General features: G+C 46.7%; 15 protein-coding genes and 1 tRNA gene. 9 read left to right on the top strand and 7 right to left on the bottom strand.

What is annotated here, in order from left to right; all coding sequences use genetic code 11:
* Positions 1-157 precede the first annotated feature (157 nt).
* The 3 genes from infB to rimP are packed head-to-tail and all read right to left on the bottom strand — an operon-like array spanning position 158 to position 5,685.
* Positions 158-3,970 carry a translation initiation factor IF-2 gene (gene infB, locus QFZ48_RS10430; protein ID WP_429043333.1) on the bottom strand — a complete coding sequence of 1,271 codons (3,813 nt, stop codon included), beginning with the start codon at positions 3,968-3,970 and terminating at the stop codon, positions 158-160.
* Entirely contained in the window at positions 3,957-5,204 is a 1,248-nt protein-coding gene (gene nusA / locus QFZ48_RS10425) for a transcription termination factor NusA (protein WP_079471571.1), read from the bottom strand. Before nusA ends, infB begins: the two co-directional genes overlap by 14 nt.
* A gap of 16 nt (positions 5,205-5,220) precedes the next feature.
* Positions 5,221-5,685, bottom strand: a complete 465-nt coding sequence (gene rimP / locus QFZ48_RS10420; protein ID WP_370908957.1) for a ribosome maturation factor RimP — start codon at positions 5,683-5,685, stop codon at positions 5,221-5,223.
* Positions 5,686-5,851: 166 nt separating this feature from the next.
* On the opposite strand from rimP, the gene QFZ48_RS10415 reads away from it, so the two are divergent.
* From QFZ48_RS10415 to QFZ48_RS10405, 3 genes are all read left to right on the top strand, one after another.
* The gene (locus QFZ48_RS10415) at positions 5,852-6,148 is read left to right on the top strand and encodes a DUF2752 domain-containing protein (protein WP_370908958.1); all 297 of its coding nucleotides are present in this window, start codon (positions 5,852-5,854) and stop codon (positions 6,146-6,148) included.
* Between the two features lie 10 nt (positions 6,149-6,158).
* A complete protein-coding gene (locus tag QFZ48_RS10410; protein WP_370908959.1) occupies positions 6,159-6,509 on the top strand; it encodes a TM2 domain-containing protein in 351 nt (116 codons plus the stop codon).
* Between the two features lie 83 nt (positions 6,510-6,592).
* A complete protein-coding gene (locus tag QFZ48_RS10405; RefSeq protein ID WP_429043336.1) occupies positions 6,593-6,835 on the top strand; it encodes a hypothetical protein in 243 nt (80 codons plus the stop codon).
* A 28-nt stretch (positions 6,836-6,863) separates the two neighbouring features.
* Here the strand turns inward: QFZ48_RS10405 and QFZ48_RS10400 are convergent, their stop codons facing one another.
* Complete coding sequence (locus tag QFZ48_RS10400) at positions 6,864-7,493, bottom strand: HAD family hydrolase (RefSeq protein WP_429062198.1); 630 nt, start codon at positions 7,491-7,493, stop codon at positions 6,864-6,866.
* Positions 7,494-7,610: 117 nt separating this feature from the next.
* Between QFZ48_RS10400 and QFZ48_RS10395 the strand changes: the two genes are divergently transcribed.
* The 4 genes from QFZ48_RS10395 to QFZ48_RS10380 all read left to right on the top strand — a co-directional run bounded on the left by QFZ48_RS10395 (position 7,611) and on the right by QFZ48_RS10380 (position 13,345).
* A tRNA-Ile gene (locus QFZ48_RS10395) sits at positions 7,611-7,684 on the top strand.
* Between the two features lie 252 nt (positions 7,685-7,936).
* Positions 7,937-9,607, top strand: coding sequence for a glycosyl hydrolase family 28-related protein (locus tag QFZ48_RS10390; protein ID WP_429062196.1), 1,671 nt, complete (start codon positions 7,937-7,939; stop codon positions 9,605-9,607).
* A 274-nt stretch (positions 9,608-9,881) separates the two neighbouring features.
* A complete protein-coding gene (locus QFZ48_RS10385; protein WP_429062194.1) occupies positions 9,882-12,599 on the top strand; it encodes a sensor histidine kinase in 2,718 nt (905 codons plus the stop codon).
* Entirely contained in the window at positions 12,596-13,345 is a 750-nt protein-coding gene (locus QFZ48_RS10380) for a LytR/AlgR family response regulator transcription factor (protein ID WP_429043344.1), read from the top strand. The genes QFZ48_RS10385 and QFZ48_RS10380 overlap by 4 nt, the downstream gene beginning before the upstream one ends.
* A 74-nt stretch (positions 13,346-13,419) precedes the next feature.
* Here the strand turns inward: QFZ48_RS10380 and QFZ48_RS10375 are convergent, their stop codons facing one another.
* The 3 genes from QFZ48_RS10375 to QFZ48_RS10365 all read right to left on the bottom strand — a co-directional run bounded on the left by QFZ48_RS10375 (position 13,420) and on the right by QFZ48_RS10365 (position 15,329).
* Complete coding sequence (locus QFZ48_RS10375; protein WP_429062192.1) at positions 13,420-14,091, bottom strand: DNA-3-methyladenine glycosylase family protein; 672 nt, start codon at positions 14,089-14,091, stop codon at positions 13,420-13,422.
* 51 nt (positions 14,092-14,142) lie between these two features.
* Entirely contained in the window at positions 14,143-14,640 is a 498-nt protein-coding gene (locus tag QFZ48_RS10370; RefSeq protein WP_429043349.1) for a methylated-DNA--[protein]-cysteine S-methyltransferase, read from the bottom strand.
* A 77-nt stretch (positions 14,641-14,717) separates the two neighbouring features.
* Positions 14,718-15,329 carry a hypothetical protein gene (locus tag QFZ48_RS10365; protein WP_429043351.1) on the bottom strand — a complete coding sequence of 204 codons (612 nt, stop codon included), beginning with the start codon at positions 15,327-15,329 and terminating at the stop codon, positions 14,718-14,720.
* 127 nt (positions 15,330-15,456) lie between these two features.
* Here QFZ48_RS10365 and QFZ48_RS10360 point away from each other — a divergent pair, with 127 nt between their 5' ends.
* Complete coding sequence (locus tag QFZ48_RS10360; RefSeq protein WP_429043354.1) at positions 15,457-16,188, top strand: ImuA family protein; 732 nt, start codon at positions 15,457-15,459, stop codon at positions 16,186-16,188.
* A 1-nt stretch (position 16,189) separates the two neighbouring features.
* A complete protein-coding gene (locus tag QFZ48_RS10355; RefSeq protein ID WP_429043357.1) occupies positions 16,190-17,692 on the top strand; it encodes a Y-family DNA polymerase in 1,503 nt (500 codons plus the stop codon).
* Positions 17,693-17,696 lie beyond the last annotated feature (4 nt).

The raw sequence follows: 17,696 nt of genomic DNA, 5'->3' as shown, positions 1-17,696 counted from the left end.
ATTTAACAAAAGTTTAGATAAGCTGCCGCCTTTTAGCCATAAGCATCTTAGCCAAAAAAACAGCGAAGAAAATAACGATGATAGGTTTTACACTACGGATCGTTCTTTTCTTCGCTGTATGTTATTTTAAAGCGGGTAGTTTTTGGCTACAGGCTTCTTATAAAGTTCTCTTCACTTCTACTTCTTCAAACCCTTCGATGTTATCGTTAGGTCTCAGATCGCTGTATCCGCGGACACTCAAACCACACTCCATGTTGGCAGCTACTTCTTTCACGTCATCTTTATAACGTTTCAGGGAGCCGAGTTCGCCGGTGTGAACCACGATACCGTCGCGCACCACGTTGATACGGGTGTTTCTTGTCAGCTTGCCATCGATAACGAAGCAACCTGCCACGGTAACCTTCTCGAATTTGTAAGTTTCGCGCACCTGAACGTTGCACACCACTTTCTTCTCGATTTTTGGTTCCAGCATACCTTCCATGGCGCTCTTGATTTCATCGATCGCGTCATAGATGATGGAGTAGTTACGGATTTCGATATTCTCTTTCTCCGCGAGCTTGGCAGCCTGGGAGGAAGGTCGTACCTGGAATCCGAGGATGATGGCGTCAGAAGCGGTTGCCAGCAATACGTCGGATTCTGTAATCTGACCTACTGCTTTATGAACGATGCTGATCACGATTTCTTCGGTAGACAGTTTCTGCAGGGAGTCACTCAACGCTTCTACGGAACCATCAAAGTCGGCTTTGATGATGAGGTTCAGCTGTTTAAAGTTACCCAGTGCCAAACGGCGGCCGATTTCATCCAGGGTGATATGTTTCTTGGTACGGATACCTTGTTCGCGAACGATTTGTGCTCTGCGGTTAGCCACTTCTTTGGCTTCAGATTCTTCGGAGTACATCTTGAACTTCTCACCTGCCTGTGGTGCACCATTCAGGCCGAGTACCTGTACTGGCATGGATGGTCCTGCTTCTTCCATTTTCTGGCCGCGTTCGTTGAACATGGCTTTGATTTTTCCGAAGAAGGAGCCGGATACGATGGTATCGCCCTGACGGAGGGTACCATTTTGTACCAGGAGGGAGGCAACGTAACCGCGACCTTTATCCAGGGTAGCTTCCACGATACTTCCGGAGGCTTCGCGGTCGGGATTGGCTTTCAATTCCAGCAGTTCCGCTTCCAGTAATATTTTTTCGAGGAGCACATCAATATTTAACCCGCTTTTGGCAGATATTTCCTGGCTCTGGTATTTACCGCCCCAGTCTTCTACCAGGAGGTTCATGCCGGCCAGTTGTTCCTTGATTTTCTCAGGGTTGGAGCCTTCTTTATCCACTTTATTGATAGCGAACACCATTGGTAGTCCGGCTGCCTGTGAGTGGGAGATGGCTTCTTTTGTTTGCGGCATGATAGCATCATCAGCAGCGATCACGATTACAGCGATATCCGCTGCTTTGGCGCCACGGGCACGCATCGCGGTAAACGCTTCGTGACCTGGGGTATCGAGGAAGGTGATCTTTTTGCCGCTGGCAGTTGTTACCTGGTACGCACCGATGTGTTGGGTGATACCACCGGCTTCACCGGCTACCACGTTTGCACTACGGATGTAATCGAGCAGGGAGGTTTTACCGTGATCGACGTGACCCATGATGGTTACGATCGGTGCACGTGGAACCAGATCTGCAGGATCATCTACTTCATCTTCATCATCGGTTTCTTCTGCATCTTCCAGACCAATGAATTCAACTTCGTATCCGAATTCGCCGGCCACCAGTTCTATTACTTCCGCATCGAGGCGTTGGTTGATAGATACCATGATACCGAGGCCCATACATTTAGAGATTACTTCCGCGAAGCTTACATCCATCAGGTTAGCCAGTTCGGATACAGAAACGAATTCTGTTACCTGGAGTTTGTTGTCTCCGTCGCCCTGGTTAATTTTCTGGTTGGCTCTTTCCTCACGTTTTTCTCTACGGTGTTTAGCTTTCACGTTTTTACCGCGACCGCCGCCACCGAGCTTGGCCATTGTTTCCTTGATCTTATTCTGGATCTCGTTCTTATCGATTTCTTTTTCTTCGGTAGTACGTTTATCCTCGCCGCGGTGCTGACCTGGTCTGTTGTAGCCGCCACCCTGGCCTGGCCTGTTATAGCCACCGCCTTGTCCGGGTCTGTTGCCGCCACCACCTGGTCCGCTGCCTGGACGGTTGTAACCGCCACCTTGTCCGGCTGGTCTGTTACCTCCGCCGCCTGGACCGCCTTGTCCGGCGGGCCTGTTATAGCCTCCGCCCTGACCCTGGCCTTGTCCGGCAGGCCTGTTGTAGTTACCTCCGCCGCCGGTACCTGTGTTGGTACCACCTGGACGGTTATGGGTACGGTTATCGCCTTGCGGACGATTTCCGCCGCCCTGGCCCTGATGGCCACCTCCGCGGTTATCGTGGTGCGGGCGATTCCCGCCTTGTCCACCATGCTGATGCGGGCGGTGTTCGCCTGGGGCGCCGCCTTCTTTGCGGTCACCTTCTTTAAAGTCTTTAGGCTGAACGGGTTCAGGTTTCTTTTCCACGATGATACGCTTGCGTTTGCGTTTCTCATCCCGGCTAAAGTTGCTGTTCTTATTATTATCGCGTCTGTCAGACTGAACTGGCAGCTCAATTTTGCCGATCACTTTAGGGCCGGTCAGTTTTTCGGCCTGGATGTTTTCGATCACCGCAGAGCCAGCCGCCTCGTCCTGTGCCTGTGGGGCAGCGGGGGGAGGTGTTGGTGGGGTGTTTTCGGCAGTAGAGGGTTTGCGATTTTCCGTTTTTACGACATGTTTAACAGGAACGTGCGCCGGTTCTTTGACTGCAGCCGGTTTTGCGGCTTGTAATACTTCTTCCACTTTTTTAACTACAGGTTTATCTTCAACCGGTGCGGCTTTTTCCGTTTTGTCTGTCGTATCGGTCTTTTCTGTTTTCGCTACTTTCTCTGCTGATGGAGTGGTTTCGGCTTTAGGGGCCTGTTCCACGTTTTCAGCTTTATCAGCTTTCTCAACTGGTTTTTCAGTTGGTGCTGTAGTTGCTTCCTGTACGGGAGGGGCAGGAACGGGTTTAGGTTCCGGTTTTTCAGCAACTGGGGGAGCGGGTGTAACGGGAGCCGGTTTTTCTTCTTTTACCGGTGGTTTCACTGCTTCTGGTTGCGGAGCCGGAGTTTCTTCCTGGTCTGCTTTTTTAGCAACTGGTTTTTTATTGCGGTTTAATGCGTCCAGATCGATAGTGGTGATCACTTTAGGGCCGTTGATTTTCGGCGAATCCGTTTTCTTCACTGGGTCTGGTTCTGCCGGAGGAGGCGTTGCCGGTGCTTTGGGAACTTCCGCAACAGGGGGAGCTGTAACAACGGGTGGTTCAGGCTTCGGTTCAGCTTTTTCCTTTGCGGGAGGCGGAGTTGCCTGGGCAACATTCGCCTGTGGTTGCGGTTCCGGTTTAGGGGTTTCCTTAACTGGTTCCGGTTTAGGTTCAGGTTTTGCTTCCTGTTTAGCAGCAGGAGCAGCCTCTTCTTTTTCTTTGGTGGTATTCTTTTTAGCCGCCGCTTCCGCTTCCTCCTTCTCTTTCTTCTTCATCGTTTCTAACACGCTTCCTTTAGGCAGGGCTATCTGGTCGCTTTTGCGCTTGTTAGCCTTGTCCTGCTGGAACTCCGACTGCAGTGCTGTGTACATAACAGCCGTAAGACGGGCATTGGGAGAACCAAAGCCGTCCATATCAAAGCCTTTATTGCCAAGGAAATCGATGAGGGTCTCCTTACCAATATTAAACTCTTTGGCTGCAGCCAGCAATCGTGGTGTGTTGTTTGTTGTTTCAGGCATATCGTATTTCGGGCCTCCCCTGTTTCCCGTTTCTTCAAAACGGGATGTTTTTTTACGTTTAAACAATAACTCGAAAAAATCAATTCCCTTTCTAATAAGGCCTTTACCTGGGAAGGGTTGTGGCTCGGCTTTATTCTTTGTCAAACTCTTCCTGTAATATTCTTCTTACATCCTGCACTGTCTCTTCTTCCAGATCCGAACGGCGAACCAGTTCTTCAACGGTCAGCTCCAATACGCTGCGGGCAGTGTCACAACCTATTCGTTTAAGCTCATCTATTATCCATTCTTCGATTTCATCCGAGAATTCTTCCAGATCGATATCAAATTCAGACTGTTCCTGCGCTTCATCACGGAATACATCAATCTCGAAACCAGTCAGTTCACAAGCCAGCTTAATGTTTACTCCTTTTTTACCGATAGCCAGTGATACCTGGTCAGGGTTGAGGTAAACGGAAGCGTATTTGTTTTCGTTATCCACTTCCATGCGGCTGATCCTGGCGGGCGTTAAAGAACGCTGGATCAACAATTGAATGTTGGTGGTAAAGTTAATGATATCTATATTTTCATTTCTCAATTCGCGCACGATGCCATGTATACGGCTTCCTTTCATACCCACACAGGCTCCTACCGGATCTATACGGTCATCGTAGGATTCAACAGCCACTTTGGCTCTTTCTCCCGGTTCACGAACAATTTTCTTGATCACTATAAGCCCGTCAAAGATCTCAGGCACCTCAATTTCCAGCAATTTAGCCAGGAAGGATGGATGTGTGCGGGAGAGAATGATGAGTGGGGCATTGTTTTTCATTTCTACCTTCTTCACCACCGCTCTTACGTTCTCCCCTTTTTTGAAATAATCTGTGGGGATTTGTTCAGATTTAGGCAAAATTAACTCATTCCCTTCATCATCAAGCAATAAAACTTCTTTTTTCCAAACCTGGTATACTTCGCCGTTTACAATTTCACCTGCTTTGTCGGCATATTTCTTTACCAGGATGTTTTTTTTCAGATCGCCGATACGGGCAGATAAAGTTTGTTTTGCCGCCAGGATAGCCCTGCGGCCGAAATCCATGATCTCTACCTCTTCATATAAATCCTCACCGACCTGATAATCCGGTTCTACCTTAATAGCTTCGGAATATGCGATCTGTGCATTATCATCTTCTACTTCCCCATCCGTTACGATGGTTCGACGGCGTAATATTTCAAGGTCACCTTTTTCGGTATTTACAATCACGTCAAAATTCTCATCTGAGCCATACTTTTTCCGCAGAAGCGTTTTGAACACATCCTCCAGGACCTTCATCAATGTAGGACGGTCAATGTTTTCCGCCTCCTTGAACTCGGTAAATGACTCAATCAAGTTAATACTAGCCATGTTTAGTTGTTATATTTTAAAACACGATGCACACCTTTATGTGCTTTATTTCATTAAGTTTTAAATCAGTTGACTTCTTTTCTTTTTTCTTGCCAATCAGTTCCTCGATGTTAATAGCATCTTCGGTTACCGTTTGCAGGGTGCCCTCTTTTACAGAGCCATCCAGCAGGGTAACTTCCACTTTGCGTCCAATATTTTTAAGGTATTGTCTGTGCAGTTTGAGCGGTTCATCCAGGCCTGCGGACGAAACTTCCAGGGAGAAATCGTTATTTGGGAACAGTTCAGCCGCTTCCAGCAAAGGATATAACTGACGGTTGAATGACACCAGCGTAGCCACCGGCACCCCTTTATCCCCGTCCAGAAAGAGCTTGATATTGTTAGTGGGCTTAATTCTGATGTCTACCAAAAAATTGTCGGGATTATTCGCCAGCAGTCCTTCTGCCATTTCCCGGATAGTTTTTATCACGTGTTCGTTTGCCATACAAAAAGCGCGAAGGGGACAATATCTCGTCCCCTTCGTTTGAATCATTTTTCCTTATACAAAATTAGGATTTTATTTTGATTGAAAAACTATTTCTTTAACTTGTATGTAAATATTTATGTAAGATGCTCTGCCATCATTCATATGTGTTTTTAAAATATCTGACGTGGCGACCGCTTTCTGGCGAAAAATAAATATCGAACTGCTGGCATGGCCCCTGGGCCTGACCCTCCTGTATATGATGCCGCCCGACGAAAATGCCGGCAGCCTGTGTTTCTTTAAAAATATAGGTCTCCCTATTTGCCCCGGTTGCGGATTAGGTCATGGTATCCACTATTTTTTACACGGACAATGGACTGCCTCCATCCAACACCACTGGCTTGCTCCCCTGGTAGTAGCCGTGCTGCTGTACCGCACCGTGCAACTGGCCCGGTATCAATATGCTGATTTCAAACAATCATAAACCCAACACTATGAACGACTTTTCATTTGCAATGCTCCCCGGAATTGAAGCCGAGGAAATGATGTGGCTACAGGAACTGACCAAGAGCTATTCTGCCGAAAACAAGCAGCGGTTCCTGGCCGTATACCAGGGCAGACGCAAAGATCCGCAAACAATCCTTATCTGCAGCCTCATAGGTTTCCTGGGCGTAGCCGGTGTGCAACGCTTCCTGGTAGACCAGATCGCCATGGGAATTGTATATTTTATTACCCTTGGTTTCTGCGGCATCGGTACCATTATAGACGCCATCAACGCCCGCAAAATGGCCTGGCAGTTCAATAAAAAAGAATCCCTGGCATCAGCCGCTTTACTCGGACTTTAATCGCTCCCTGAAAGTTAAAAAAACCTTAAAATGAGGTGGTTTTCAGGAGGTCGGAAAGGATATTCCGCTACCTTCGTGTCATTATGCTAAAATTTTTTCTTTCTATATTTCTGGCCTGGCTGCTGTACAAACTGGTATTCGACCTGATCATACCAGGCTACAGGGTTACCAAACAAGTGCGCAGACAAATGAGCGATATGCAGGATCATATGCGTCAGCAATATGAACAGCAAAACGGCGGACCAAAAGGTCCACAGCCTCCTCCTACCCCACAACCCAAAAATGTGGATAAGGGAGATTACCTCGATTTTGAAGATGTTAAATAGAAAAAGGCCGGTGCATCACCGGCCTTTTTTATAACGCCTTTTTAGGCTGAAAAATATCCATAATCGTTCGGGGCGCCTGCAGATGAATGGTTTCCAACCCTACCGCCTTCGCTCCTTCTATATTCGGCAACGTATCATCTATAAACAACGTTTCCTCCGGCAATAACCCGTTTTCCTCCATCACCATCAGGTACGACTCCTTGTCCGGCTTACGATGTCCCATCAGGTGCGAATAGTAGGCCCTGTCGAAAAAGCTGCCCAGCGAAGGAATTCCCCTGCTCTCCTGTAACAACCGGTTGAAAGCTTCCAGGTGTATCGCATTGGTATTACTCAGCAAATACAGGTTATAATGCTGCCGCAGCTGCTGTAATAACTGCAGCCGCTGTAAAGGAAAATCCAGCAACATCGCATTCCACGCCGCTGTTATCTGCTCACCCGTAACCCCCTCCGGCACATGGCGCTGCATTTCCGCCAGGAATTCTTCCACGGAAACATGCCCCGTTTCCAGGCCATTAAATAAGCTGGAACCATGAAACTGTGAATACAACTCATTGAAGTTCTTCACGCCAAGCGCAATAAATGCCTCGTTGGTAAGCTGGTAGTTGATGTTCAGAATAACGCCACCCAGATCGAAAATAATGTTCTTTATGCCTTGCATGCCGCAAATTTATTAAGTATATGCGTAAGCGTTGGGATTAAAAAAAAATTTAGGTTAATTCAATAAAATAATTAATTTTGCCGTCCCCTGAAAAGGGGAAATTAGTTCTTCGGAACAGGTCCTATAGCTCAGTTGGTTAGAGCACCTGACTCATAATCAGGGGGTCCCTGGATCATGCCCAGGTGGGACCACGCAGTAGAAAAGGCTTTCAGCGGTGAGACGCGGAAAGCCTTTTTTCATTTGATACATGTTTTGAAACATGTTAACTGCCCATTTTAATATTATTCTATAGAATACGCTTAATTACCAATCCCATCCCTCAATAAGGAAGCCTATTGAATTATAACCCAGTAACATTTCTCAATAAGTTTTTATTACGCAAATAGGGTACATATCCTATGCCTATTTTCAAGTAAATCTTTGTTAACCACAAACCCTTATTTATGACAGTTACGTCCATTAATGCCCTTAAAAGCCTGAGTACTCCCCAGGCAAACACTATTTACCACGTTTTAGGCTATGCAACTGCCAACGATGGCGGTGGCGGAGAATTCTACTGGGACAGCAGCGACACCACTTCTCCTGAAAATGGAGGAACAATTTTTATTGCTTCAACAGGTCGTTGGAAAAGACTACATGACGGCGAATTAAATGTAAAATGGTTCGGTGCAAAAGGTGATAATTCTATTAATGATTCTCCGGCAATCAATAAATGTCTTGACTACGCCAAACAGATATTTACGAATGGAGGCAAACTGGTGTTCCCTAGGGGCCGTTATCGCATCTCCGAAACCCTGAATATGACCAATGCTATTTTTTGGCAGATTATCGGAGAAGGTGCGACAATTGCTCCTGATAGCGCCATTACCGCCATTAATATACAGGCTAGCCGATCTACCTACACTGGATTGAATATTAGTTTCGAGTCCCTACACTATGATCAGATCAACGAGAACTGCGTTGCTATCTGGCTCCACAAAGGTGGCAGCACCGTAAATGACCAGGTGAACAACACCACTTTTGAGTGTTTTACTATTATTGGCGCTCATACTGGTATCAAATCGACACCAAATACCGGCCTGATTTGGCAGTTGGATTTTAAATCTATTTACTTCGATATCTATGAAGGGGTTTCCTCCATACAGGCAATAGGATTTGATATTGCCAGTGGTTTTAACCAGGGAGGCAGCACCACCATAAGGATTTCAAAATGTTGCATTCAAAGCTTTATAGTAAACCGATTGAACAGTAATAACGAACCGGTTTTTCCAAAAGGTGTTGGATATAGAGGATATAGAATTTACTATTCTACAGATGTTTATATTGTTGATTCTTCCTATGATGGTTATCTGGGCGCAACCCTCCAGCTGAATCAAAATGGCCAGATCATGGATATTTTCTCGAAAAATATTCATATCGATGGATTTCACTGTGAGGCCCTAACAAATACGCTAAACGCCAATAATACACAAGCCCCGTTCCGGATCAACAGTACCGGATTTCTCGATATCAAGAATGTTGTAATATTGGATTCCTTTATGAATTGTGGAGGTCCAACGGCTGCCGGTGCCTGGTTCCTTTTCTTTGGTGGTGGCGTTTTTAACTTTGGAACCTACAACAACAACAACATCGGTTCTGTAGACAATACCCCCATTTACATTATTACACTCAGCAACTTGCTGGATGGTGATGATGTTACCAATAAAAGATCCCAGATCAATTTATCCAATTCAATACAGCCATCTCAGGTTCACCTGTTGAACAGGAACTATAACAGTATTCATTTTGATTCTCTGGAAGTAAATGGTTTGGTTACTGCTGTAACAGGTACTGCTCCGGTTACAATTTTAACCATGCCAACTACACGCGCTTCCTGTATGATTGCTGTAAGAGGATTCTCACAGATAGATGGCACTTCTTATTTTATCGACTACCTGGTAATATCCCGTTCAAGGACCAGTGGAATCGTGAAAATAAAATCACTACTCAATGATAACAATAGTTATACAAGTGTCGTGAATACTTACAGCGTTACATCTGATGGAAATATCCAGCTTGCTAGAAATATTTCCACTGGTTTTTGGGTAACGGCTAAAGTTGTAAACATGATCTAACCAGAATAGAATTACGTCAGGCGAAGGCAATTCAGCTTTCGCCTGACTATTCGCCATATACTACGGAAAAGAATCGGTCAATCACAATGATTGAAATTATGTATCACAATTACTCCCATTTCTCTCAAATACCACCCCCACCCCAAAAGAACCCAAAAAATACCCGTTTCAGTCATATATTCACCGGATATTCAGTCAGCTTTACCGTTTGCTAAGTGGATGTAAACCCAGGCGTCTGATAAAGATAGCTTTGGTACAATAAAATTATTGTATCATGAAAAGAACAGTTTATCTATGGTTGCTGCTTTGCCTGCCCTACCTGCTGCCCGCACAGGACAAGCCCGGCTACTTTGCCCTGAAACCGGGCGACTGGTTTGATATGCAGATCACGAAGCACAAGGATAATAATTACTATCCGGTAATGGAGCCGTTATTACAGTTTCAACGCCGGTATGTGCTGCGGTACCGGTTGCAGAACCAGCTGCCTAATGGCAACCAACAATACAGCATCACCCATGAAAGAGTGGTAGCGTATACTCCATATGATCAGAAGTTTGGCTGGATGGGGTACGATAGTTATTATCCGCCTTATAAACAGGGGTTAGAAAAAAAGCCGCCTAAAGGGATGTTCCTGCTGGAAATTACAGCCAACGGCGAAATCGTATCATTGACCACCGACAAAGATCAACCACCGTTGCCGGTGCTGATGACGAGTTATAGTCCTCAGAAGCAGGTCGGCATATCCATCCGTTCAACTTTCTCACCTATGCCGCCGGAGGAGCTGCGCCCCGCGATAGAAGCGATGCTGAAATGGCGCAGCGCCAATAACGGCATACCTGGCCTCATTCCCGCCAAAACCGAATATCAATACGCCCAGTTGCTTACCGGCGCGTCCTTTCCGGTTGCAGGCAATGCATTGATAAAAGGCACGTTGGCACACGCTCATAAAAAGCAAGTGGAAATTGAACTGGGAGACAGCACCCTCAGCTTTCCTGTTAATAGCCGGGGAGAATTTTATTGCCCGTTGCTGTTAACAAAACCGGAACGCCGGTATATTGCTATGGAAAATAACGGAGGGTATGTTTTCTTAGCACCTGGCGATACGCTGATCATTGAAGCGGATGCCGATACTTCCCGGGGACGGCAACCCAGAAAGCTGTCGGGTAGTGCCCAATGGAGTTCCATGCTGGCAGAGGAGGTGAATGACGTCTTTTACGGTGACGAGGGCATGAATACCATGTACAGAAACAAAACATTGCAGGAAGTGCTGGCCGCACAGGAAAGCGCAAATGCCAGATTCAAAGCAGTGCTGCAAAGCTATGAGGGGAAAGCATCTCCCGAAAGTATCGACTACTATAAAACCAACTGGCAATACCGTATTGCGGATGACTGGCTGGTTTTTCTGTATAATCATGGCTACCGGGTAGCCCCGGAAAAACGGCCATTTGAGGGCATACCGGAAATGATTACCACCGGTATTGATACCATGCCGGTGACAATGAATTCTTATCACGACAATCACTTCTCCTTCTATCATCAATACCTCGATTGGCTCCTGATTTATCAGCAGTCACGCATCGGACTCTCTGCTGGCGGCAGTTCAGAAGAATCTTCCTTTTACAGCAATTACTTTGTCCTGCTTTCTATGCTGAAGGGATACCCGTTGTACTATAAATTATCAAAAGGGATCAACGAGAGCATGAAAGCAAATAGCTTTGCAAAAAACCAGCGACTGAAACCTTATTTCGAAGACTTTATTCGTAACTGCGACGACAGCAGCATCATTAAACCCATTATAAAAGATTGGAAGTTCATGGAACACTGGGCGCCGGGTAATACAGCGCCATACCCAATCCTATCGCTAGCCAATGGCAAAACGTATGATTTGAAAACTCAGCATGGTAAAACTACCTGTCTCATATTTGACCATGCCAGCTACTTTCAGGATAGTGCGTTGGTTAAAATGGTTAAAAAGCATCCCGAAGTAACCTTTGTGTTCGCATGGATCAATGAGCCTGGCCTTAACCGCCGACATGATCCGGAACTCGCAACACTGCCCAACTTTAACAGTATTGAAATAAAAAACCAGGGAGATAAAAACTATGAAGTATACGGGATATCCGAAATGGGCAAGAAAAATGTTGTTGTACTGGATCAATGGGGAAAAATAATATCAGATCATATCTATTCCGACGACAACTTATGGGATGACCTGAATACGGCCATCGATGATGCCGCAAAAGCACCGCGCTTTTCGGTCCTGCAAAAAGCCGGCGTGATGAATATTATTGGATGGAGCCTTGGCTCCATCCTCTTTACTGTGCTGGTGGGCATCTGGATTTACCGGGTGCGCATTCAGCGGATCAAGCGGGCGGAGGCCATGAAAACCGCGATCCGGGAGCTGGAAATTAAAGCCATTCGCTCGCAGATGAATCCGCATTTTATTTTTAATGCGCTGAACTCCATTCAATCGTTGATCAACACCAGCCAATATAAAGCTGCCAATACCTATCTTGTAAAATTTTCGTTGTTATTAAGAAGTGTATTGCATAATGTGGAAAAGAATATGATCACGCTGGCAGATGAACTGGCTACCATACGCCTTTACTGCGAGCTTGAACAACTGCGTTTTGATTTCTCCTTTGAAATAGATATCCCTGAAGAACTGGCTACTGACCTGGTAGATATCCCCGGCATGATTTTACAACCGCTGGTGGAAAATGCGATCCTGCACGGTATTTCTTCCAAAGGAAAAGCAGGCTTACTCCGCATTACGGTGGGGAAACAAGGCGCGGCATTACTGATCGCAGTGTACGACAATGGCCAGGGATATCATCCGGAAGCGGGCAACGGCACGCATAAAAGTGTAGGATTAAAACTGGTACAGGAAAGGCTGCAGCTTTTTAGTATCGCCGGACAAACAGCCAGTTTGCATATCAGTAACGGAAACGGCACAACGGCATTACTCACTATTCCAATTGAAAGTGTATGAAGATAAAAAGTATTCTTGTAGATGATGAGGCAAAAAGCAGGGATAACCTGCGCGTACTCCTGGGCGAATACTGTCAGGCTATTGACATAGTCGGGGAAGCCGATTCTGCGGCGAGTGCGCTCAGGCTCATCAAGCAACTGGAACCAGACCTTCTTTTCCTCGACATTGAAATGCCCGGAGGCTCAGGGCTTCAGCTGCTGCAATCACTTCCTGCCAACAGGCGCTTTGAAGTTATTTTTGTTACAGCCTATGACCACTACGGTATTGCGGCAGTAAAAGCCTGCGCTATCGACTATGTGCTGAAACCTATAGATGTACTGGAACTTTCCGGCGCAGTGGAAAAAGCGATCGCACAGATTGTACCCCAGCAGGAAAACAGCCGTTTACGGGAACTGGTAGCCAATATGGGCAAGCCCATGGCAGAAAACCGTATTGCATTCCCACTGGCCGATAAAATTATTTTTGCCCTGCCGGAAGATATCGTACGCCTCGAAGCGGCAGGAAACTACACGCATGTATACATCTCCGGTCAAAAAAAACTGATTGTTTGTAAAACCCTGAAAGAATACAACGACCTGCTGGCTGATAAACATTTTATACGCACCCACCAGTCCCACCTGGTCAACAGCCATAAAATTACAGCCTGGATAAAAACAGAAGGTGGCGCCATTTCCATGGAAGATGGCAGCCAGGTGCCTGTTTCCCGTCAACGCAAAGAAGAAGTATTAAAGCTGCTGATGAAATAGCTACCATGTGCCCTGCTAAGTGATGTTGATCAAGTCCACCTTTAAGCCGTGCTTAAGCCCGGTATGATCCGTCCCTAAAGCGTCACGGCCTTCTTTATTTTCTCCGTTTCTGCAGCAGTATCTTTTACCCGCAACGACAGGTAATAATGCCACAATATCATCGTGGCAACAGTTCGGTAGGGCTGCCATGCTGCCGATATTCCCAGTAGTTTCTCTGGAGGAGTGTCTTTAGGTAATTTCTTCACCTGCTTGAGTGCATTTACGGCGGCCAGGTCTCCGATGGGGAAAATATCCGCGCGTTGCAATACAAACATCAGGTACACATCCGCCGTCCAGTTGCCGATTCCTTTCAGCGCTACCAGCGCTTTCCTTACCTCTTCATCCGGCAGCTTTTCCATGGCTTTAGGGTTGAATGCTTTGCTTTGAATGGCCTGGGCTAAAAACCGGGCATACGACATCTTCTGCCGGCTGAAATAACAGGCTTTTAATTCTTCGTCCGTGAGTTCCAGCAGTTTGGCGGGTGTAATTTTTGTGAGTTTCTCTCTTAATTTATTGAGCGCCGCTAAGGCGGAAGCCAGTGATACCTGCTGTTCCAGGATAATGTGTATCAGGCTTTCAAATGTATTGGGTCTTGTCCACATCGGCGGATAGCCATATGTTTTCACAATGAAGGCTAACTCCGGATCCTGGGTACATAGTTGATCACAGATGGAGTGAAAGTTTTCTGTTGAAAAGGTATGCAACACTTATTTCAGGTTTGTGGAAAGATAGTATAAACTCCCCACGTCAGCAAGTGCCTAAAACAACGTAGGACTAACACTGTTTTCTAGTTGAAGTAAGCGGTTTTTGTTGGCTATACCACCTGCAAATCCGACTAATTTTCCGGAAGCGCCTATCACCCGGTGACAGGGAGCAATAATAGAAATGGGATTTTTATTGGCTGCACCACCAACAGCACGTACTGCTTTCGGATCACCAATTTGTTTGGCGATCTGGCCATAGGTCCTCGTTTCACCGAAAGGAATTGTCAGCAGTGCTTTCCATATCTTCTTTTGAAATTCCGTTCCCACAAAGTCCAGTTCTACAGTAAAAGAAGTTCGCTTTTTGGCAAAGTATTCATTGAGTTGTTCTTCTGCCTGGCAAAGGATAGGATGATGTATATCGTTTGCACCGGCGCTTATGGGTACGCGGTCTGCAAGTTCATTTTCCCACAGCACTGCGGCCAAACCTTTGTCACTCGCTATCAGCGTAAGCTGCCCTACGGGAGAAGTCATTTTTTTATGATAGTATGTCATCTTTTTATTTTTTTATGATGATACAAATTTACCATCCACACCCATCTGAAAGAACCCGTTTCTTGCCCTTAATCCTATTAAATGGCCATTTGAGGAACATAGCCTGCCCTGAAGGCATTCACCACAGAGGCCGGCGTTAAAACAGGTAGTTTCCCGCTCCCCGGCAAAGGGATGCCTTCTGAATAACCACCGGGCGACCATAAATACAGCAACCCCTTATTAAGAAGATAAGGCTCCTCCCCTATGCGTACAAATGTGCCGTCGGGCAGGTTTTCCGGATGTTCCCCGAATGTAATCTTTAGGTTATGCTCATCTATCCTTTCTGTATGAAGGATGTTATCTATCTCTTTAATAAGTGTTTTTTCATTAAACCCTTTATCCGGATTACCTTTCAACCAAAGGGATTTAAATTGATGCGCATCTGCTTTGCGGCATTCAAAACACGGCCGGTGGCCGGCAGCAAAGGAAGTTGCTTCATCCATAAAAAAGAGTTCTGTATACCGGTTAGGAGCCATTACCGGTCTTCTCCTGTTTTTAAATGCCAACATACAAGTAATCCAGATCTTGATCTTATAAGGCCTGACAATTTCTTTGTTGTCGTTGTGTAAAACGCCCCGGTTACCCATAAATAGTCCCCTGGCCTCTGTCCTGATAATATTACCGGATGGATCAACTCTGTTCTGTAACATGCCGATGCACTTTAAATTATGCCGACCACAAGTTACATATATCCGGAAAGAATATTGATGAAATACTAATTTATTTAGTATTATTGCTAAATAAATTAGTCATGAGTATTTAAACCAGCTGTCAACTATGCCCGCAGATAAAGCAGCTATTATTGCCGGCTTGCAAAGGGATATTCTCCATTTGCAGGGCTTTAAACAAGCCAGTAATACGAGTGTGGATATGGGACTTGGGCGGGTTACAGCTGCTTTTCCGAATGCAACATTTCCAACCGGAGCAATACATGAGTTTATGAGTGCGGCAGCAGAACATACTGCTGCGGCCACCGGGTTTATCGGTGGTTTATTAAATGCGTTAATGCAGGGCGGCGGCGCCTGTATATGGATCAGCACCTGCCGCACGCTTTTTCCTCCTGCCCTGAAAACCTTTGGTATCGAGCCTGAACGGATCATTTTTGTAGACCTGAAACGGGAGAAGGATGTACTCTGGGCAATGGAAGAAGCATTGAAGTGTGAAGGACTCGCCGCAGTTATCGGGGAAGTAAGGGATATCAGTTTTACCGCCTCCCGCCGCCTGCAACTGGCAGTAGAACAAAGCAGGGTAACAGGGTTTATTATTCGCCGGGAATCCACTGCTGTTAATCCCACCGCCTGTGTTTCCCGCTGGCGCATTACACCATTAGCCAGCGAACCGGAAGATGGGTTGCCTGGTGTTGGCTATCCCCGCTGGAATGTTGATCTGCTGAAGATCCGGAATGGTAAGCCTGGCACCTGGCAAATAGAATGGTCAGCCGGCAGGTTCAGGTTGATGGATGAGCAATTGTCTTCCGCACCACCGGAACTGATCCGCAAAATCGGGTAGTATGGCCAGGCGTTTTGTTTCCATATGGTTTCCTCATCTGATGACCGATTGGTTAATCCGTTGCCGCCCGGCGTTGCAACAGGAAGCGTTTGTGCTGGCTACTCCCGATCACGGCCGGATGATTGTAACAGCAGCCAGCAGAGCCGCGCAGTTGCAAGGCATCACAAAGGGAATGGCCGTGGCGGATGCACGCGCGCTCATCGGCACACTGGAGGTAATTGATGATAAGCCGGGGCAATCGAACCGCATATTAAACGCACTAGGGGAATGGGCTATCCGCTTCACACCTGTAACCGCAACAGATCCCCCCGATGGCCTGCTGCTGGAAGTTACCGGCTGTGCACACCTTTGGGGCAGCGAAGAATTATATCTGAAAGATATAGTGACCAAACTTACGCATATTGGATACCAGGTGCGTGCAGGCATGGCCGATACGATTGGCGCAGCATGGGCCATGCCGCGGTTCAGTCAAACACTGTCTGTAATTCCCACGGGTGAGCAGTCTGCTGCATTAATGGACATGCCTCCGACTGCATTACGACTGGAACCCGCTATCTGCGAAAGGTTAATGAAATTAGGCCTGCGCGAGGCAGGAAGCTTTATAGGAATGCCCAGAACAGTGCTCCGCCGGCGCTTTGGCCAGGAGCTGCTACTCCGGCTTGATCAGTTCACCGGACAGGAAGATGAAGTAATTCAACCCCTGCTGCCGGTTGAACCCTACCAGGAACGGCTGCCATGCCTGGAGCCTATTGTAACAGGTACCGGTATTGAAATTGCGCTCAGGCGATTGCTGGAAGCCCTTTGCCACCGCCTTTCCCAGGAGGAAAAAGGACTCCGGAACGCTGTGCTGAAATGCTATAAGGTAGACGGGGCCATTGAACAATTGGAGATCGGTACCGGGCATCCATCACATAATATCAACCACCTGTTCAAATTGTTTGAGGCGAAAATACCAACGATCAAACCAGACCTGGGGATTGAATTATTTGTACTGGAAGCGCCTAAAGTGGAAGAGGTGCGGCCCTTGCAGGAAACATTCTGGAATGCTGCAGGAGGACTGGAAGATGTGGGTATCGCGGAGCTGATCGACCGGCTGGAAGGTAAGGCTGGCAAAGGAACTGTTCACCGCTATCTGCCTGCTGAACATCACTGGCCGGAGTGGTCCGTTAAACCCGTTACCAGTCTTATTGAAAAAACAGCTACTTCATGGAAAACAGACAGGCCCCGTCCCATTCAACTGCTTTCCAAACCTGAACCGATAGAAGTAGCGGCGCCCATACCCGATTATCCACCGATGCATTTCCGTTATAAAGGAAAAGTACATAAAGTAAAGAAAGCGGATGGCCCTGAACGGATTGAAAGTGAATGGTGGCTGCAACAAGGACAGCACCGGGATTATTATGTAGTGGAAGATGATGCTGGCAGCCGTTACTGGCTGTTCAGGCTGGGGCATTATACCGGTGATAAACCCCATGCCTGGTTTATTCATGGTTTTTTTGCGTGAGAAA

This window comes from Chitinophaga sp. W2I13, assembly GCF_050434005.1.
Lineage (GTDB): Bacteria > Bacteroidota > Bacteroidia > Chitinophagales > Chitinophagaceae > Chitinophaga.
This window is presented reverse-complemented; position numbering and strand designations above follow the sequence as displayed.